General features: G+C 69.4%; 15 protein-coding genes and 1 pseudogene. 3 read left to right on the top strand and 13 right to left on the bottom strand.

What is annotated here, in order from left to right; genetic code table 11:
- Window positions 1-386: pseudogene (locus ACK5M9_RS08540) on the top strand (hypothetical protein); the annotation flags it as partial.
- Here ACK5M9_RS08540 and aroQ read toward each other — a convergent pair.
- From aroQ to ACK5M9_RS08490, 10 genes are all read right to left on the bottom strand, one after another.
- Complete coding sequence (aroQ, locus tag ACK5M9_RS08535) at window positions 383-820, bottom strand: type II 3-dehydroquinate dehydratase (RefSeq protein ID WP_416892738.1); 438 nt, start codon at window positions 818-820, stop codon at window positions 383-385. The pseudogene ACK5M9_RS08540 and the gene aroQ sit on opposite strands and share 4 nt — an antisense overlap.
- A 76-nt stretch (window positions 821-896) precedes the next feature.
- On the bottom strand, window positions 897-1,985 hold the full coding sequence (gene aroB / locus ACK5M9_RS08530; RefSeq protein WP_416892737.1) for a 3-dehydroquinate synthase: 1,089 nt from the start codon (window positions 1,983-1,985) through the stop codon (window positions 897-899).
- Between the two features lie 11 nt (window positions 1,986-1,996).
- Window positions 1,997-2,521 (bottom strand): shikimate kinase, encoded by a 525-nt coding sequence (locus tag ACK5M9_RS08525; protein ID WP_416892736.1) that lies wholly within the window; start codon window positions 2,519-2,521, stop codon window positions 1,997-1,999.
- 19 nt (window positions 2,522-2,540) lie between these two features.
- Window positions 2,541-3,749, bottom strand: a complete 1,209-nt coding sequence (gene aroC / locus ACK5M9_RS08520; RefSeq protein ID WP_416892735.1) for a chorismate synthase — start codon at window positions 3,747-3,749, stop codon at window positions 2,541-2,543.
- Window positions 3,750-3,814: 65 nt separating this feature from the next.
- Window positions 3,815-4,240 carry an A24 family peptidase gene (locus ACK5M9_RS08515; RefSeq protein WP_416892734.1) on the bottom strand — a complete coding sequence of 142 codons (426 nt, stop codon included), beginning with the start codon at window positions 4,238-4,240 and terminating at the stop codon, window positions 3,815-3,817.
- Window positions 4,241-4,251: 11 nt separating this feature from the next.
- Entirely contained in the window at window positions 4,252-5,112 is an 861-nt protein-coding gene (locus ACK5M9_RS08510) for a shikimate dehydrogenase (RefSeq protein WP_416892733.1), read from the bottom strand.
- A complete protein-coding gene (locus tag ACK5M9_RS08505; protein ID WP_416892732.1) occupies window positions 5,109-6,353 on the bottom strand; it encodes an endolytic transglycosylase MltG in 1,245 nt (414 codons plus the stop codon). Before ACK5M9_RS08505 ends, ACK5M9_RS08510 begins: the two co-directional genes overlap by 4 nt.
- Window positions 6,346-6,858, bottom strand: coding sequence for a Holliday junction resolvase RuvX (gene ruvX, locus ACK5M9_RS08500; RefSeq protein WP_416892731.1), 513 nt, complete (start codon window positions 6,856-6,858; stop codon window positions 6,346-6,348). The genes ACK5M9_RS08505 and ruvX overlap by 8 nt, the downstream gene beginning before the upstream one ends.
- Window positions 6,858-9,563 (bottom strand): alanine--tRNA ligase, encoded by a 2,706-nt coding sequence (gene alaS / locus ACK5M9_RS08495; RefSeq protein ID WP_416892730.1) that lies wholly within the window; start codon window positions 9,561-9,563, stop codon window positions 6,858-6,860. The genes ruvX and alaS overlap by 1 nt, the downstream gene beginning before the upstream one ends.
- Window positions 9,564-9,714: 151 nt before the next feature.
- Window positions 9,715-11,070, bottom strand: coding sequence for a replication-associated recombination protein A (locus ACK5M9_RS08490; RefSeq protein ID WP_416892729.1), 1,356 nt, complete (start codon window positions 11,068-11,070; stop codon window positions 9,715-9,717).
- Between the two features lie 435 nt (window positions 11,071-11,505).
- On the opposite strand from ACK5M9_RS08490, the gene ACK5M9_RS08485 reads away from it, so the two are divergent.
- Both ACK5M9_RS08485 and ACK5M9_RS08480 read left to right on the top strand, forming a co-directional pair.
- Window positions 11,506-12,330 (top strand): hypothetical protein, encoded by an 825-nt coding sequence (locus ACK5M9_RS08485; protein ID WP_416892728.1) that lies wholly within the window; start codon window positions 11,506-11,508, stop codon window positions 12,328-12,330.
- A 91-nt stretch (window positions 12,331-12,421) separates the two neighbouring features.
- Window positions 12,422-15,097 carry a circularly permuted type 2 ATP-grasp protein gene (locus ACK5M9_RS08480; protein WP_416892727.1) on the top strand — a complete coding sequence of 892 codons (2,676 nt, stop codon included), beginning with the start codon at window positions 12,422-12,424 and terminating at the stop codon, window positions 15,095-15,097.
- A 52-nt stretch (window positions 15,098-15,149) separates the two neighbouring features.
- Here the strand turns inward: ACK5M9_RS08480 and ACK5M9_RS08475 are convergent, their stop codons facing one another.
- From ACK5M9_RS08475 to aspS, 3 genes are all read right to left on the bottom strand, one after another.
- The gene (locus ACK5M9_RS08475; RefSeq protein ID WP_416892740.1) at window positions 15,150-16,061 is read right to left on the bottom strand and encodes a transglutaminase family protein; all 912 of its coding nucleotides are present in this window, start codon (window positions 16,059-16,061) and stop codon (window positions 15,150-15,152) included.
- A gap of 112 nt (window positions 16,062-16,173) precedes the next feature.
- Complete coding sequence (locus ACK5M9_RS08470) at window positions 16,174-17,187, bottom strand: FUSC family protein (protein WP_416892739.1); 1,014 nt, start codon at window positions 17,185-17,187, stop codon at window positions 16,174-16,176.
- A gap of 8 nt (window positions 17,188-17,195) precedes the next feature.
- Window positions 17,196-18,653 (bottom strand): aspartate--tRNA ligase (aspS, locus tag ACK5M9_RS08465; RefSeq protein WP_416892726.1); only part of this gene is annotated, 1,458 nt, incomplete at its 5' end.

Here is an 18,653-nt window from a genome sequence, read left to right as displayed (position 1 = left end):
AGGACATCTACACCGGCGGGCTGGTCAGTGAGCTGACGACGTTCGCTTCGGTCACCGCACTGCTGCTCTTCCTCTCCGGGGTCATCGGTAGCGCGATCGGCCGCTGGCTGATCGACCGGAATGCCCCGCCGGTGGACAGTCACGGAGGCGCGCAAAGCGGGTCCGCTCGCGCCGACACCGATGTCTTCGAGGCCATCCGGAGCGGCGAGGGCCCGACGGGTGAAATTGCGGCCGCCACCGCCCGGGCCGAGGAGCAGGCCGCCGCGGTGGCCACCATCGAACGCGACGCACCCACCGAAGCAATCCCGACGGTGGACACCGACGCCAAGACCGAAGTGATTCGCATCGACACCGACGACGCCGGGCCGGACACCGGCAAGGCCTAGCGCGCCACCCTGCCGGCCAGGTAGCGCAACGCCAGCAGATATCCGTCGACACCCAGGCCGGCAATCACCCCGGTGGCCACCGGGCTGAGATACGAGTGGCGCCGGAATTCCTCGCGCGCATACACATTGGATATGTGCACCTCGACCAGCGGAGCGGTCAGTTCGGCGCAGGCGTCGCGCAGCGCGATCGATGTGTGTGTCAGACCGCCGGCATTGAGTATCACCGGTTCCGACGCGTCCGCGGCCCGATGAATCCAGTCCAATAATTCGGCTTCATCGTCACTTTGCCGCACAACGACTTCCAGACCGAGTGCGGCGGCCTCGCGTTCGACCATGCCAACCAGTTCGTCGTGCGTCAGGCTGCCGTACACCTCGGGTTCTCGCCGGCCCAGCCGGCCCAGGTTCGGGCCGTTTATCACGTTCACCACAGCCATCGGTCCCGCTCCTGCCCTTCACCGCGCACCGCGGGGGTTCTCGGCGCCACCGCGCAATCGGCGCCGCCGCATCCGCTCACGGGGCGCACACTCCCGCGTAGGCGGTCACCAGCAGGCCGGGGTCCGGTCCGATCAGGCGCCCCGGCTTGGCCAATCCGTCCAGGACGACGAACCGCAGAACGCCGGCACGGGTTTTCTTGTCGCCGGCCATGAATTCGATCAGCTGCGGCAACGCGTCGGGATCGTAGGAGACCGGCAGACCCAACGACGTCAGGATCTCGCGGTGCCGCTGCGCGGTGGCGTCGTCGAGTCGCCCGGTGAGCCGGGCGAGTTCGGCCGCGAATACCAGCCCTACCGACACCGCGGCACCGTGGCGCCACTGGTATCGCTCGCGGCGTTCGATCGCGTGACCCAGAGTGTGTCCGTAGTTGAGGATTTCACGCAGCTCGGATTCCTTCTCGTCGGCTGCGACCACCTCGGCCTTGACCGCGATCGCCCGGTGGACCAGTTCGGCCAGCACGTCGCCGCCGGTGGCAAGCGCCGCCTGCGGATCGGCTTCGATGAGGTCGAGGATCACCGGGTCGGCGATGAACCCGGCCTTCACCACCTCCGCCATTCCGGCGACAACCTCGTTGTGCGGCAGGGTTTTCAGGGTGGACAGGTCGGCGAGCACCGCGAGCGGCTGATGGAATGCGCCGACCAGGTTCTTGCCGGCGTCGGTGTTGATACCGGTCTTGCCGCCGACGGCGGCGTCGACCATGCCGAGCAGCGAGGTGGGCACGTGCACGATGGCCACCCCGCGCAACCAGGTGGCCGCCGCGAACCCCGCAACGTCGGTCGCCGCGCCGCCGCCCAGGCTTACCAGGGCGTCCTTGCGGCCGATTCCGATGCGGCCCAGCACTTCCCAGATGAAACCGACCACCGGCAGGTCTTTTCCGGCCTCGGCATCGGGAATTTCAATACGATGCGCGTCAATCCCCCTGCCGGCCAATCTGATTCGAATCTTCTCGGCAACCTCGCCCAACGCGGGCTGGTGCAGGACGGCCACCCTGTGCCGGTCGCCGAGCAGGCTTTCCAGCTCGTCGAGCAGCCCGGCGCCGATCACCACGGGGTACGGCGGGTCGACGGCAACCTGCACGGTGACCGGCGCGGTGCTGTCCGTCATTCGGCGGCCCGTCATTTGGCGGCCTCGGCAGGTGACCGCAACCGCGACACGATGTAGCGCACCACCGCCCCGGGGTGCCGCCGGTTGGTGTCCACCCGGATGGTCGCCACCCGGCGGAATAGCGGAGCACGTGTGGCCAGCAGATCGCGGAACTTCTCGGCTCGGTCCGGTCCGGCCAGCAGCGGCCGCACGGTGCTGCCCCCGGTACGCCGTACACCTTCGGCGGCGCCGATCTCCAGGTAGACCACGGTGTGGCCGGCCAACGCGGCGCGCACACCGGGACTGGTGATGGCGCCGCCACCCAGGGACAGCACACCGTCGTGTTCGGCCAGCGCGCTGCGCACCACGTCCTCCTCGATCCTGCGGAACTCCCGCTCGCCGTCGTTGGCGAAAATGTCGGCAATGCTGCGCCCGGTTCGCGCCTCTATGGCCGCGTCGGTGTCGAGCAGGCTCACCCCCAGCGCTTTGGCCAACCGGCGGCCGATGGTCGACTTGCCCGAACCCGGCATACCCACGAGTACCGCTCTGGGAGCCATGTCGCTGATCACCGCCCCGCTAGTTTCCCGCAGCCCGGGCCGCCGGCGCCACCCGGTCGGCGAGGATGCGCCGGTAGGCCTCGATGTTGCGGCGAGTCTCGGGCAACGAATCGCCGCCGAACTTCTCCAGTACCGCACGTGCCAGCACCAGGGCCACCATCGTCTCGGCCACCACCCCGGCGGCCGGCACCGCGCACACGTCGGAGCGCTGGTGTATGGCGACCGCCTCGGCACCGGTGGCCATATCGATGGTGGACAGCGCGCGCGGCACAGTGGAGATCGGCTTCATCGCCGCTCGCACCCGCAACGGTTGCCCGTTGGTCATGCCGCCTTCCAGCCCGCCGGCCCGGTTGGTCGACCGGTCGACCCCGTCCGCCCCCGGGAACATCTCATCGTGAGCGCGACTACCCCGGCGGCGAGCGGTCTCGAAGCCGTCACCGATCTCCACCCCTTTGATCGCCTGGATTCCCATCACCGCGGCGGCGAGCTGGCTGTCCAGCCGGTTGTCGCCACTGGTGAACGAGCCCAGCCCGATCGGCAGCCCCGAAGCCACCACCTCGACGACACCGCCGAGGGTATCGCCCTCCTTCTTGGCCGCCTCGATCTCGGCGATCATGGCGCTTTCAGCCGCCGACCCGAAGGCGCGCACCGGGCTGGCATCGATGGCCGCCAGGTCCTCGGCGCGCGGCGGTGGACCGTCGTAGGGCGCCGATGCGCCGATGGAGATGACGTGGGAGAGCACGTCGACGCCCAGGGCCTGGCGCAGGAACGCCCGCGCCACCGTCCCCGCCGCGACCCGTGCCGCGGTTTCGCGGGCGCTGGCACGCTCCAGCACCGGGCGGGCGTCGTCGAAACCGTACTTGAGCATGCCCGCGTAGTCGGCATGCCCGGGCCGCGGTCGGGTCAACGGTTCGTTGCGGGCGGTGTTCTCCAGCTCCGCCGGGTCGACGGGGTCGGCGGCCATCACCGTCTCCCACTTGGGCCATTCGGTGTTGCCGATCTCGATAGCGATGGGACCGCCGAGAGTGGCGCCGTGGCGCACCCCGGCCAGCACGGTCACCGCATCGCGTTCGAATTTCATCCGGGCACCGCGCCCGTAGCCGAGCCGGCGCCGGGCCAAATCGTCGGCGACGTCGGCGGAGCTGACCCGCACGCCGGCGACCATGCCTTCGACTACGGCCACCAGCGCGCGGCCGTGCGACTCTCCGGCGGTGATCCAACGCAACACCCGTCCCATCTTTCCACGGTCCTGCCCGGCCCCGGCGCCCGCGGTATCGCCGTGTTCGCACCGATTCAACGCAGCGCCAACCCCGATGCCACGGCGGCGGCCACACACATCGAGGGTCCGTGCGCGATCGTGGCGATACCGCGGGTTCGGGCGCCCAGTCCGGCAACCGCCGTCAGCAGCGGTGCGGCCAGTGCCGCCAGGAACCACACCCCGACACCGAAGCTGCCGGTCAAGCCGCCGAGGCCGATCGCCAGCTTCACATCGCCGGCCCCCATTGCCTTCGGCGCCACCAGATGCACACTCAGATATATCGCGGTCAGTGCGGCCGCCCCGGCCAGCGCGGGCACTGCCCGCCCCGCCATCCCCGCACCCAGCACGATGAGCACCGCGCCGGGCAGCGTCAGCACGTTCGGCAGCCTGCGCACCCGAACATCGGAGTAGCTGAGCGCCCCCAGCCAAACCAGCACCAGTCCGGTCACCGCAATCCGCATGCGCGGCAAGACTAGTCCGGTTCGGCCACGGCGCAAGTCATCGCCTCGCGTGGTGCTGCCAGCCCGGTGAACTGCTCCACCTGCGCGAACGCCTGATGCAGCAGCATCTGCAAACCGCTGATCACCCGGCCTCCGCGGGCGCTCAACGCGGCCGCCAGCGGTGTCGGACAGGGATCGTAGATGGCGTCCAGCAGCAGCGGGACGCCGGCAAGAACGTCGGTATAGCGGGCTGCGGCGTCGGCGGGGATGGTGCTCACCAACGCCGAAGCCGCGGCCACCTGCTCGGCCAGTCCAGGCTCGTCGATCCCGCAGAAACCCGTCGGGACACCGATCCGGTTGCCCAGGTCGACCAGGCGCGCGGCCCTGTCCTGGTTACGTGCGACCACGGTGATCCCGGTGACGCCGAGTTGCGCCAGCCCCGCCACCGCGGCCGGTGCGGTACCGCCGGAACCGGCCACCAGCGCATGCCCCGAGACCGGCCCCAATGCTCCGGCCACGCCGTCGATGTCGGTGTTGTCGGCCCGCCACCCGTCGGCGGTACGCACCAGCGTGTTGGCCGACCCGATCTGCTCGGCACGCGCGGTGCGTTCGCCGGCGAACCGCAGCGCGGCGAACTTGCCGGGCATGGTCACCGACACACCGACCCATTCCGGCCCGAACCCCGCGACGACACCGGGCAGCGCCGCCGCATCACACTCGATGCGCTGGTAGGTCCAATCGGTCAATCCCAGCGCGCGATAGGCGGCCAGGTGCAGCTGCGGGGATCGGGAATGGGCAACCGGCGAACCCAGGACGCCGGCCTTCCCGGGAGCCCTTTCCCGAACTGTTCGACCGCGCGCGTCGCCACCGCGCGACGCGCGTCCGCCCTTCATCGCGAGCTGTCGAGAATACCGTTGCCCTTGGCCAATTCGATGTTCGCCAGATGCTCTTGGTAATCCCTGGTGAACAGCGTCGTGCCGTCGGAATCGATGGTGACGAAGTACAGCCAGTCACCGGGTTCTGGGCTCTCGGCCGCGCGCACCGCATCCACACTCGGCGAACAGATCGCGGTGGCCGGCAGGCCGTCGGACTGGTAGGTGTTCCACGGTGTGCGCTCGCCCCGGGCGACGTCGGTGGTGGCCACTTCCCGTTCGTCCAGGGGGTAGTTCACCGTCGAGTCGAACTCCAGCCGCTGGGGTTCATCCAGGCGGTTGTAGATGACGCGCGCCACCTTCGCGAAATCCTCCGGGCTGGCCTCCTGCTGCACCAGCGACGCCACCACCAGAATGTCGTAGGGCGACAGGTCCGCCGACTTGGCGTGTTCGACCAGCCCGGCGTCCTGGTATTCCTCGGAACCGTCGGTGATCAGGCCCGCCAGGATGGTCTCGGAGGAACCGGCCGGATCCACGTTGAAGGTGCCCGGCGCGATCAGGCCCTCGATCCGGCGGTGATCCTCGCCCAGTCCCCGCACCGGCTCCAGCGCCCAATCCGGAATCCGCAGCGCCGACGGGCTGCTCTTGGCGGCCGCCGTCCGCAGGTCGTCCGCCGAAACACAGTGTTCGTCGCCATCGAGATCGGTACAGGTGGCCTGCGAAATCAGGGTAAAGATGCCCGGGGTTACCTTGCCGGTCTTGATGTCGGTGGTGTCATCGAGCTGTCGCCCCTCCGGAACGACCAGCTTGCCCACCCTGTTGTCCGGATTCGTCAACCGTGCCACCGCGTCGGCCGCCGGGATCTCGGTGCGGACCCGGTAGTAGCCCGGCTGGATGGATGCGATCGCGGTGTTTCCGTAGGCGGCATCGAGGAACACCTGCACGGTGCTCACCACCCGGTTTTCCAGCAGAGTCTCCCCGACCGCGGTGGTCGAGTCGCCGTCGTGCACCCGGATGACGACGTCGCGCTCACCGCTGCCGGTGTAGTCGGGAGTCGGACCGGACACCCGGTGCCACATCTTCGAGCCCAGGAGCACCGCCGACACCACGACCACGGCGAGCAGACAGGCCACGAATACACCCCCGACGCGCCTGCTGCGCCCGCCGTGGTCGCTCCGCTCGGGCTTCTTGCGGTGCGAAGCGGCCCCGACTGCGGTCGGTGCGGCCCGGCCGTTCGCACTCGCACGTTCGTGTTCAGCCATCAGCCACCTGTTCAGTCATGACCTTGCGGCGCAGGTCCAGCCAGCCCTGCAGAATCGCCACCGCGGCGGCCTGATCGATCACACCGCGCTGCCGCCGCGCCGGTATACCCGCCTCGCGCAGCGAACGCTGCGCGCAGACGGTGGTCAGCCTCTCATCGGCAAGCCGCACCGGGACCGGCGGGGTCCGGCCCGCCAGCATCGCCGCCAACTCGTCGGCAACCCCGATCGCATCCTGCGCCGACGCGCCGATCCGGTCGGCCAGCGTCCGCGGCAACCCGACGATCACCTCGACAGCCGTCAGCTCGGCCGCCAGTGCGACAAGTCGGCGCAGGTGTCGGCCGGAGCGTTCGCGGCGCACGGTCTCCACCGGGGTGGCGAGGATGCCTTCGGGATCGCTGACCGCCACCCCGATACGCACCGCGCCCACGTCGATACCGAGGCGCCGGCCGGGCCCCGGGTCACAGTCCCCGGGACGATCCGGCTGACGCCGCTGCGAAGCAACCATCAACCCGCACATCCTGAGGTCGCGATCGCCGACCGCGCGGCCGCCAGAGCGGCATCGATACCGCCGGCGTTCCTGCCCGACCCCTGCGCCAGATCCGCCTTGCCGCCGCCGCGCCCGTCCACGGCCGCCGCTAGTTCGCGGACCAGGTCGTCGGCGCGGATACCGATGTCCTGGGCCGCAGAATTGGCCATCACCGCATAGGGCACGGTCCGGTTCTCTCCCTCCGCTATCAGCGCCACCACCGCCGGCTCGCCGCCCAGCTTGCCGCCGATGTCGGCGACCAACGTACGCAGATCGGCCGCCGTCATCCCCGCCGACATGCGCTGCACCACCGCCCGTACGTTACCGATGCGCTCAGCACCCGCGGCGGCAGTGATCGCGGCCCCGCGTGCCGTGGCCAGCCGGGCCCGCTCCAGTTCCTTCTCGGCCGCCTTGAGTCGCTCCACCAGATTGCTCACCCGGGCCGGCACCTCCTCGGAGGGCACCTTCAGCGATGAGGCCAGCCCGGCCATCAGCGCCCGCTCCCTGGCCAGGTACCGGAAGGATTCCAGGCCCACATAGGCCTCCACCCGGCGCACTCCGGAACCTATCGAGGATTCGCCCAGGATGGTCACCGGACCGATCTGCGCCGTGTTGCGCACATGGGTGCCGCCGCACAACTCCAGCGAGAACGGCCCGCCCATTTCGACCACCCGCACCCGGTCCGGATACGCCTCGCCGAACAACGCCATCGCACCCATCGCCTTGGCCTTGTCGAGGCGCTCCAGGAAGGTGTGCACCTCGAAGTCGGCCTCGACGGCCTCGTTGGTGACCTCCTGGATCTGCGAAGTCTGGCTGCCGGACAGCGGGCCCTGCCAGTTGAAATCGAAGCGCAGATACCCCGGGCGGTTCAGCGAACCCGCCTGGACGGCGTTGGGGCCCAGGACCTGCCTCAGCGCGGCGTGCACCAGGTGTGTGCCGGAGTGTCCTTGGGCGGCGCCCCGGCGCCAATGCGGGTCGACGGCGGCCACCACGGTGTCACCCTCGACGAATTCGCCGGATTCGACGGTGACCCGGTGCGCATGCAGGGTTTTCGCTATCTTCTGGACGTCGGTGACCGCGGCCCGGGCGCTGCCGCCCGACCCGGTACCGCTGATGGTTCCGGTGTCGGCGATCTGGCCGCCGGATTCGGCATACAGCGGCGTGCGGTCGAGGATCAGTTCGACCCGGTCCGCGCCGGCGCTGTCGGTGTGCGACACCACCGGAACCCGTCGGCCGTCGACGAAAATACCGAGCACCTTTGCCTCGGAGTTCAGTTCGTCGAATCCGGTGAACACCGTCGGGCCGGCGTCGACGAGGTCGCGGTACGCGGTCAGATCGGCGTGGGCGTGTTTGCGCGCGGCCGCGTCGGCTTTGGCGCGCCGGCGCTGCTCGGCCATCAGCTCCCCGAAGCCGGCCTCGTCGACGGTCAGCCCGGCTTCAGCGGCCATCTCCAGGGTGAGCTCGATCGGGAAGCCGTAGGTGTCGTGCAGGGTGAACGCATCCGAGCCGGAAACCACGGTGGCGCCGGCAGATTTAGTCGACCCCGCAACATCCTCGAACAGTTTGGAACCCGACGCCAAAGTCCGGTTGAACGCCGTCTCCTCGGCTACCGCGATGCGGTTGATCCGGTCGAAGTCGCTCACCAGCTCGGGGTAGGACGGGCCCATGGCGTCCCGCACCGCGGCCATCAGATCGCCCAGCAGCGGATCGTCGATACCGAGCAGCTTGGCCGACCGGATCACCCGGCGCAGCAGCCGCCGCAACACGTAGCCCCGGCCGTCGTTGCCCGGGCTGACGCCGTCGCCGATCAGGATCGCCGCGGTGCGGCTGTGGTCGGCGATGATGCGGTAGCGGACATCGTCGGCGTGATTGCCGGCGTCATAGCGGCGTGGCGCGCGGCCGGCCACCAGATCGATCACCGGGCGCAGCAGGTCGGTTTCGTAGACGTTGTGCACGTTCTGCAGCACCAGCGCGATGCGCTCCACGCCCATGCCGGTGTCGATGTTCTTGCGCGGCAACGGACCGAGGATGGCGAAGTCCTCCTTCGAGGTTCCCTCGCCGCGCTCGTTCTGCATGAACACCAGGTTCCACACCTCGAGATAGCGGTCCTCGTTGGCGATGGGTCCGCCGTCGACGCCGAAGTCCGGCCCGCGGTCGTAGTAGATCTCCGAGGACGGCCCGCACGGCCCGGGGATGCCCATGGACCAGTAGTTGTCGGCCATTCCGCGGCGCTGGATGCGCTCGGCCGGCAGGCCGGCGATGTCCTGCCACAGTCCGGCGGCCTCGTCGTCATCGAGGTAGACCGTGGCCCACAACTTGTCCGGATCCAGGCCGTATCCGCCGTCGGCGACCGGGCTGGTCAGCAGCGACCACGCCAGCTCGATCGCACCGCGCTTGAAGTAGTCGCCGAAGCTGAAGTTGCCGGCCATCTGGAAGAAGGTGTTGTGGCGGGTAGTGATGCCGACTTCGTCGATGTCGGGGGTGCGGATGCACTTCTGGATGCTGGTGGCTGCGGCGTAGGGCGGTGTGCGCTGGCCCAGGAAGAACGGTACGAACTGGACCATCCCGGCGTTGACGAACAGCAGGTTGGGGTCGTCGAGGATCACCGATGCGCTCGGCACCTCGGTGTGGCCGGCTTTCACGAAGTGATCGAGGAACCGCTTCCTGATCTCGTGTGTCTGCACTGGCGCTTCCTCAAGGCTTCGGGAGACGGGCTTGCCAACTCGTCTTTCGGCCCGTTCAGCCTCGCATACGGGTCGCAGCTGTGTGGCGGGCGTGTCGCCACTGCGAAAATCCGCAACCGTTTTCTCACCGACTGCACGCTCGGTGACGATGCTACCCGCGGACGATCGAGCGCAAGCGGTCCAGCAGACCCCGGACCTCACGTTCGCGGCCCCGCGTGGACGGCCGGTAGTAGTTCACGCCGACCAGCTCATCGGGTGGATATTGCTGCGCCACCACACCATCGGGGCTGTCGTGCGAATAGCGGTAGCCCTGCGCATTGCCCAGCGCGGCCGCACCCGAATAGTGCCCGTCGCGCAAGTGCGCCGGCACCATCCCCGCCCTACCTGCCTGGATATCGCTCATCGCCGCCCCCAATGCCGCGGTGACGGCATTGGACTTCGGCGCGGCCGCCAGATGCACGGTGGCATGCGCCAGCGTCAGCTGCGCCTCGGGCATTCCGATCAGCGCCACCGTCTGCGCCGCGGCAACCGCCAGCGGCAGCGCGGTCGGGTCCGCCATCCCGATGTCCTCGCTGGCCAGAATCATCAAACGGCGCGCGATGAAGCGCGGATCCTCGCCGGCGAGAAGCATGCGGGCCAGATAGTGCAGCGCCGCGTCCACGTCGGATCCGCGCACCGACTTGATGAATGCGCTGACGACGTCGTAGTGCTGATCACCGTCACGGTCGTAGCGCACCGCTGCCCTGTCCAGCGACTGCTCGACGGTTTCGGCGGTAACCCGCCCGCCGGTGGCTTCCGCAGCTTCGGCGGCCACCTCGAGTGCGGTCAGGGCCCGGCGGGCGTCGCCCGCCGCCAGTTGTGCCAGCAGGTCGACGGCCGCGGGCGCCACCTCGACGCGCCCGCCCAGTCCGCGCGGGTCGGCGACCGCGCGCCGCACCAGCAGCCCGACGTCGTCGGCGGTCAGCGGATGCAGCTGCAGGATCAGCGATCGCGACAACAGCGGCGCCACCACCGAGAACGACGGGTTCTCGGTGGTCGCCGCCACCAGCAGCACCACCCGGTTCTCCACCGCGGCCAGCAGCGCGTCCTGCTGGGTCTTGGAGAATCGGTGCACCTCGTCGATGAACAGCACCGTCTGCTCGCCGGCGAGCACGCCCCAACGTGCTTTCTCGATCACGGCCCGCACCTCTTTGACACCGGCAGACAGCGCCGACAGCGCCTCGAAACGGCGCCCGGTCGCCCCCGAGATCAACGCCGCCAGGGTCGTCTTGCCGCTGCCCGGCGGGCCGTACAGGATCGCCGAGGCAACACCGGACCCCTCGACCAGGCGCCGCAGCGGGGACCCGGCCGCCAGCAGATGTCCCTGTCCGACGACCTCGTCCAGCGATGCCGGGCGCATCCGTACCGCCAGGGGCGCACCGGGGCCGGCCGTGCCCGGAACGCCCGGATCGTCGGATCCGCGCGCACCGGGGGCAGCGAACAGGCCGTCGGACACGCCATCAGGCATACCACGGTGCACCCGATGCCCCGATAGCATGAGGGCAACCGGGGCAAGGCCTGATCGATGTACGGCGGATTGTCGGCAAGCGCGCGAGGTCGGCGCCGATTTGCTAAGTTCCGGTTTATCGAGCCGCGATCCACCCGGGTGACCGCCAAAGCAGCTACGAACACGAGAGGCAACCAGGAAATCGAAATGAGCCAACCACCGGAATACCCAGGAAGCCCGGCCGGCCCGCTGGGTGAACCGCCTCAGCCACGTCACAGCGCACCGCCACCCCCGCCGCCCCCGCCCCCGCCGGGACCACCTCCGGGCTACGGCGCGCCCCCGCCGCCGCCCCCGCCGGGACCACCTCCGGGCTACGGCGCGCCCCCGCCGCCGGACTACGGGCAGCGGCCCGGTCAGCCCGGCGGCTACCCCCCTCCCGGCTACGGTCCGCCGGGCGTGCCGCCCGCCGGATACCCGCCGCTGCCCGGCTACGGTGGCGGCCCCGGTGCCGGCTCCCCCTTCAGCATCGGTGATGCCTTCAGCTGGTCATGGGGCAAGTTCACCAAGAACCTCGCGGCGATGACCGTGCCCGCCCTGATATTCCTCATCGGTATCGGCGTCCCCACCGGCATCATGTACGCGTGGCTCATGGGCTCGGCCACTACGACGGGCAGCAGCACCTACACCTTCGATCCCGAGACCGGCAGCACAACATTCGAGTCAACCGGCGCGGGCATCGAGCTCGGCGCCGGCGGCCTCATCCTCTCTCTCCTCGTCGGCCTCTTCCTGGCCGTGATCGGCATCTACATGCAGGCCAGCTTCATCTCGGGGAGCCTCGACATCGCCGACGGCAGACCGGTCACGATCGGCAGCTTCCTCAAACCACGCAATTTGGGCCCGGCTATCCTCGCCGGACTGCTGGTGTTGGTCGGCGTGGCGATCGGCAGCGCGCTGTGCGTCATCCCCGGCCTGATCTTCGCGTTCCTGGCGTATTTCGCAATCCAATTCGCCATCGACCGGGGACTCTCGCCCGTGAACGCCGTCAAGGCCAGTATTGCCACAGTCCGGGCCAACCTCGGACCCGCCCTGCTGGCCTGGATCGCTCAGGGGGCGGTGATGTTCGTCGGGCAGCTGGCGTGCGGCATCGGGCTGGTGGCCGCCGTACCGGTCGCGTACCTGATCCAGGTGTACACCTACCGGAAGCTGACCGGCGGTCCGGTCGCGCCGCTGGAACTGTCCGGTGCGTCACCGGGGCCTTACCCCGGCCCGCAGTACGGCTGACCCGCGATCGCCATCGGCATGACTGCCGCCCGCAGCACACACCGGAAACGGCCCGCTGCGGGCGGCAGTCCGCGCTGAGCGGGCGGGCGCCATGAGCAGCACCTCGGTGACGCCCGGGCCCGCCCAGCCGGTCAGCCACTACGATGCCGACCAGCTGCTGGCCGGGTATCGCACCGCCCGCAGCCAGCAGGCATTCTTCGACCCCGGCTCGCCTGGCGACGCCGGCGGCGGATACGACGAGTTCATCGACGCGCAAGGCAATGTGCGGCCCGGCTGGGGCGAGTTGGTGGATGCGATCACCGAACGCGGCAGGATCGGGCTGGACCGGCTGCGCTCGGTGGTGGGCAGCCTCGTCGACAATGACGGCATCACCTACGCCGGAGTCTCCGAGCGGGCTGCCGGTGGCGCATCCGCGGGCCACGGCCGGGAACCGGCACCGTGGCACCTGGACACCCTGCCACTGGTGGTCTCCTCCCCCGATTGGCAAGCACTCGAGGCCGGACTGGTACAGCGGTCGCGGCTGCTCGACGCCGTGCTCGCCGACCTCTACGGACCCCAGACCCTGCTCACCGAGGGACTGCTGCCCGCCACACTGGTGTTCGCCCACCCCGGCTACGTCCGGGTCGACAAGGACATCAAGGTGCCCGGACGGCACCAGCTGTTCATGCACGGATGCGACGTCAGCCGCTCACCCGACGGCCGCTTCCAGGTCAACGCCGACTGGACGCAGGCCCCCTCGGGGGCCGGCTACGCCCTGGCCGATCGGCGGGTGCTGACCAACGCGATACCCGATCTCTACGAAGGGATCGTGCCGAGATCCACCACCCCGTTCGCCCAGGCGCTGCGGCTGAGCCTGATCGACGCCGCGCCCGATGCCGCCCAGGATCCGGTGGTGGTGCTGCTGAGCCCCGGCATCTATTCCGAGACCGCGTTCGACCAGGCGTACCTGGCCACCCTGCTGGGCTTTCCCCTGGTCGAGAGTGCGGATCTGGTGGTGCGCGAGGGCTCGTTGTGGATGCGCTCGCTGGGCACCCTCAAACGTGTCGACGTCGTGCTGCGCCGGATAGACGCGCACTACGCGGACCCGCTGGATCTGCGCGGCGACTCGCGACTCGGCGTGGTGGGCCTGGTGGAGGCGCTGCATCGGGGCACGGTGAGCGTGGTCAACACCTTGGGCAGTGGGATCCTGGAAAGCCCTGGGCTGCAACACTTTCTGCCCACATTGGCCCGCCACCTGCTCGATGAGGATCTGCTGCTGCACAGCCCGTCGAGCTACTGGGGCGGCATCGCGGCCGAGCGCTCTCACCTGTCGGCGAACCTGTCGTCGCTGTTGATCAAGCCGGTAGACGGCGGGAAAACCATTGTCGGGCCGACTCTTTCATCTTCCGAACTCGCCGAACTCGGCGCTCGTATCACCGCTGAGCCCTGGCGGTGGGTGGGCCAGGACCTGCCGGTTTTCTCATCCGCCCCCACCGGGCACACCGGCGTGCTGTCCGCGGCCGCGGTCGGAATGCGGTTGTTCACCGTCGCGCAGCGCGGCGGTTATGCCCCGATGGTCGGCGGCCTCGGCTATGTCTTGGCCCCGGGCCCCGCCGCCTACACGCTGAACACCGTTGCCGCCAATGATGTCTGGGTGCGCCCGACGGACCGGACGATCACCGAGACGATTTCGACGCCGTCGGCCCCGCAGGTGACCGAGCTGCCCATCAAGACCGGGACGGGAACCTGGGGCGTCAGCTCGCCCCGGGTGCTGTCCGACCTGTTCTGGATGGGGCGCTACGGCGAGCGCGCCGAGAACACGGCCCGGTTGCTGATCCTCGCCCGGCAGCGCTACCACGCGTTCCGGCACCAGCAGGACAGTGCGGAAAGCGAGTGCATTCCCGCCCTGATCTCGGCGTTGGGACGGATAACCGGTACCGAAACGGGCACCGGCGACCACGCGGAGACGATCGCGGTGACCCCGTCGACGCTGTGGTCGATGACGGCGGATCCGCACCGGCCGGGATCGCTGATCGAGTCGGTGGCCGGACTCGCCCTGGCGGCCCGCGCGGTGCGCGACCAGTTGTCCAACGACACCTGGATGGTGCTGGCCGGCGTCGAGCGAGCCGTAGGGCTGCAATCCGAGCCGCCGCAGTCACTGGCAGAGGCGGACGGCCTGCTCGCGACGGCCCAGTCGCAAACCCTAGCCGGGATGCTGACGCTGTCCGGGGTGGCCGGCGAGTCGATGGTGCGGGATGTGGGCTGGACGATGATGAACATCGGCAAGCGCATCGAACGCGGACTCTGGCTGTCGGCGTTGCTGGCCGACACCCTGGTGCCGGTACGCGGCAGCGCAGCCGAACGGGCCATCGTCGAGGCGACGCTGGAGGCCTGCGAATCCTCGGTCACCTACCGGCGCCGCAACCTGGGAGCGGTCAGCATCACGGCGGTGACCGAGTTGATGCTGTTCGACACGCAGAACCCACGATCCCTGGTCTATCAGCTGGACCAGCTACGGTCCAACCTCAAAGATCTGCCCGGTTCGTCGGGGTCCTCACGTCCCGAGCGCATGATCGACGAGGCCGGCACCTCCCTGCGCCGCTCTGCTCCCGCCGAGCTGGAACTGATCACCAACGGACGCCGAGACGTCCTGGCCGAATTGCTCGGCGAGACGCATGGCGCACTGCGGGAACTGGCCGACACGATCGCCGCGACACATTTGGCGCTCCCGGGCGGGATCCAGCCGCTGTGGGGCGGGCCCGACGAGTTCCGCACCCTGCCGGCCTAGCCGTCGTGACCTGGCCCCCGGCCCGCACCCGGGCTGCGCGCACCCCGCAGGATCACCCGGGCAGCGCATCGCCCTCGAACAGGACCACGTCGACACCGACGTCGATCTCGCTGTGCGCGGAGCTGGTGTAGATGACGCCGCGCAGGGGTGGGACGTCGGCGTAGTCGCGGCCGCGCCCGACGACGATGTACCGCTCATCGACCAACTGGTCGTTGGTCGGGTCGAGCCCGAGCCATTCGAAATGCCCGGCCTGTTGCGGAGTCCACACCGATGCCCAGGCATGGGTGGCGTCCGAACCGATCATTCGTTCCTTCCCCGGCGGCGGGTCCGTCGCCAGGTAGCCCGACACGTAGCAGGCCGCCAGCCCGTTGGCCCGCAGGCAGGCGATCGCCAGCCGGGCGAAGTCCTGACACACTCCCTCCCGGGCACGCAGCACGTCCTCGACCCGGGTGGAGACGGTCGTCGACCCGGACCGGTAGCTGAAGTCGTTGAAGATCCGTGTTGCCAGGTCGCGCAGCACCTCCACCAGCGGGCGCCCCGGCGAAAAGCTGGGTGCGGCGTATTCGCGCACCCCATCGCTGATTTCCGGCGGGGTGAGGTCAAAGGTGAAGTCGGTCGCCAAAGCGCCCCGAAGATCACCGGGCCGGGCGTCCTCCCACGGTTGCAGCGCCGGGCCGCTGCTGTAGAGCTGCGAAAACGGCGGGGCGACGTCGACGATGCTGTCGCTGGTGATCGTCAGCGTGCGGTGCAGCTCGGTGACGTGGAAGTAGGAGCTGATGTTGTCGTAGCTGTCCCGGCTGGTGGAACTGTCGGCCGGGGCCGGGTCGATGACCAGCCGGTGAGCGATACAGCGCTGACGCAACGAATCCCGCGGCGTGAGGAACCCGCGCCCGTACGAGCCGGTCACCACGTCGGAATACCGGTATTCGGTGCGGTGCGTCACCCGGTAGCGCCGCGACTCCACGGGCTCGAAGACGCCGGACCACTGGTCAGCCTGCAACAGCACCCTCCGTCGTCGACCGCGGCCGGACGCGCCACCCGGTAGCGGCCAGCCTAGAGCACCTCACCCCGCTCCCTCAGCACACCGCGCGGTCCACCACGGCCTGCAGATCCGCCGCACAGCGCACCACCACATCGGCGACCACCACGTCGACGCTGTCGCGGGCGCCCGCGGCCAATTCCGCTGCCCGGCGGCTTGCCTCGGCGACGTGTGCCGCGGCGTCCGCCGGATCGGAGTCGGCCAGCCCCGTTCCCGCCATCAGCGCTGCCAGCACCGCGTCGATGACCGACATGACCGCCGGTTCAAGCGGACGATTGACCGTGCGCGCCAGATGTAGAACGGAATCGACGAACAACCCCAGCCGGGCGCATTGGGTGTCGATCTCGCGAATCGTGCTTCGTGACGCCCATCGGCGGGGCGCCGTCCGCACGACCAGGTCGGCGGTGGCCCGGGCTTCGATCAGCTGTCCGACCTGCCCGTGCAGCCGCTCGAAAATGGACTGCTGCCACAGCGGGTCGGAAGCACCGCTGCCGTTCAATACCGCCGCGGTCTGCCCGAGGGTGTCGTGGACGGCCTTCAACACACTGGCGCGCGCCTGGCTCAACAGCCGCTCGGGATCGGCCGGGAAGAGCAGCAGGGAGAACACCATGGCCAGGCAGCCTCCGACCAGGGAATCGAAAAGCCGCTCGAATACCACCACGCCATGGCGGGTGAAGACCACGACCAGGACGGCCGAGACCGCGGTCTGATTCGCGAACACCAGCCCCTGCCCCATCACGCCGTAGCCCAGCAGCACCGCCATCACGAGCGCGACGAAGACCACCACGGCCATGGCGGCCGGTCCCGAACCCAAAACCGTCTGAAGTCCACCGCCGATGACGATCCCCAGGGTGACGCCGACGATCATCTGAATGGCACGCCTGGCCCGCAGCACATTGGTGGCCGACATGCACACCACCGCCGAGACCGGCGCGAAGAACGGCAGCCGGTGCGCCAGCACATCGTGGGTGATGTACCAGGCCAGACCGGCGGCGACCGACGTCTGCGCGACCGGCCACAGCACGGTGCGTAGTCGTCGAACAGCCGCCATGGCCGAATTCAGCGGCTCTCGCACGGCGGGGGCCCCTCGGTCGGTCCGGGCTGGGCGTCGATTCCCGATTCCTTGCGTTGCCGGGCGGTGATGGGTGCGGGCGCATCGGTCAGCGGGTCGACGCCGCCACCGGTCTTGGGGAACGCGATGACCTCGCGGATGGATTCGACACCGGACAGCAGCGCGTTGATCCGGTCCCATCCGAATGCGATCCCTCCGTGCGGAGGCGCCCCGAAGGTGAAGGCCTCCAACAGGAACCCGAACTTCTCCGTTGCCTCGGCATGATCGATTCCCATCACCGCGAACACCCGTTCCTGGACGTCGCGACGGTGGATACGGATCGAGCCGCCGCCGATCTCGTTGCCATTGCAGACGATGTCGTAGGCGTCGGCCAGCACGCTTGCGGGATCGGACTCGATGCCCCCCTGGTGTTCGCGTTTGGGCGCGGTGAACGCGTGGTGCACGGCCGTCCAGGCCCCCGACCCGACGGCGACGTCACCGGAGGCAGCGGCCTCTTCGGCGGGTTCGAACAGCGGCGGGTCGACCACCCAGACGAACGCCCAGGCATCCTGATCGATCAGCCCCAACCGGTGGGCGACCTCGATCCGAGCCGCACCCAACAGCGACCGGGACGCCTTCACCGGGCCGGCCGAGAAGAAGATGCAGTCCCCCGGGGCGGCACCGACATGGGCGGCCAGGCCATCGCGTTCGGCGTCGGAGAGATTCTTGGCGACCGGGCCGCCCAGCGTGCCGTCGTCGCCGACCAGCACATAGGCCAGGCCGCGATGTCCACGCTGTTTGGCCCAGTCCTGCCAGCCGTCCAGGGTTCGCCGCGGCTGGGAGGCCCCGCCGGGCATCACCACCGCCCCGACGTAGGGCGCCTGGAACACCCGGAACGGGGTGTCGGAGAAGAATTCGGCGCACTCGACGAGTTCGAGCCCGAACCGCAGGTCGGGCTTGTCGGAGCCGAACCGGCGCATCGCGTCGGCGTAGCTCATCCGCGGGATCGGTGTCGGGATCCGGTAGCCGATCAGCGCCCACAACGAGGACAGGATCTCCTCGGAGATCGCGATCACGTCCTCGACGTCGACGAAGCTGAGCTCCATGTCGAGCTGGGTGAACTCGGGCTGGCGGTCGGCCCGGAAGTCCTCGTCGCGGTAGCAGCGGGCGATCTGGAAGTACCGCTCCAGACCGCCGACCATCAGGAGCTGCTTGAAGAGCTGCGGGCTCTGCGGCAGGGCGTACCACGAGCCGGGCTTGAGCCGGGCGGGGACGACGAAGTCCCGCGCGCCCTCCGGGGTGCTCCGGGTGAGCGTCGGGGTCTCCACCTCGACGAAGCCCTCGTCGTGCAGCACCGATCGGGCGACGCGGTTCACGTCGCTCCGCAGACGGATCGCACCCGCCGACTCCGCGCGGCGCAGGTCGAGGTAGCGGTACTTGTAGCGGACCTCGTCGGAGATCTGGGT

It is taken from the genome of Mycobacterium sp. (assembly GCF_047975165.1).
Taxonomy (GTDB): Bacteria; Actinomycetota; Actinomycetes; order Mycobacteriales; family Mycobacteriaceae; genus Mycobacterium.
This window is presented reverse-complemented; position numbering and strand designations above follow the sequence as displayed.

Excerpts from the sequence above, each read along its gene's own strand:
- aroQ (WP_416892738.1), bottom strand. The coding sequence starts at position 820 with ATGGCTGTGGTGAACGTGATAAACGGCCCGAACCTGGGCCGGCTGGGC.
- aroB (WP_416892737.1), bottom strand. The coding sequence starts at position 1,985 with ATGACGGACAGCACCGCGCCGGTCACCGTGCAGGTTGCCGTCGACCCG.
- ACK5M9_RS08525 (WP_416892736.1), bottom strand. The coding sequence starts at position 2,521 with ATGGCTCCCAGAGCGGTACTCGTGGGTATGCCGGGTTCGGGCAAGTCG.
- ACK5M9_RS08515 (WP_416892734.1), bottom strand. The coding sequence starts at position 4,240 with ATGCGGATTGCGGTGACCGGACTGGTGCTGGTTTGGCTGGGGGCGCTC.
- ACK5M9_RS08510 (WP_416892733.1), bottom strand. The coding sequence starts at position 5,112 with ATGAAGGGCGGACGCGCGTCGCGCGGTGGCGACGCGCGCGGTCGAACA.
- ACK5M9_RS08505 (WP_416892732.1), bottom strand. The coding sequence starts at position 6,353 with ATGGCTGAACACGAACGTGCGAGTGCGAACGGCCGGGCCGCACCGACC.
- ruvX (WP_416892731.1), bottom strand. The coding sequence starts at position 6,858 with ATGGTTGCTTCGCAGCGGCGTCAGCCGGATCGTCCCGGGGACTGTGAC.
- ACK5M9_RS08490 (WP_416892729.1), bottom strand. The coding sequence starts at position 11,070 with ATGCCTGATGGCGTGTCCGACGGCCTGTTCGCTGCCCCCGGTGCGCGC.
- ACK5M9_RS08480 (WP_416892727.1), top strand. The coding sequence starts at position 12,422 with ATGAGCAGCACCTCGGTGACGCCCGGGCCCGCCCAGCCGGTCAGCCAC.
- ACK5M9_RS08470 (WP_416892739.1), bottom strand. The coding sequence starts at position 17,187 with ATGGCGGCTGTTCGACGACTACGCACCGTGCTGTGGCCGGTCGCGCAG.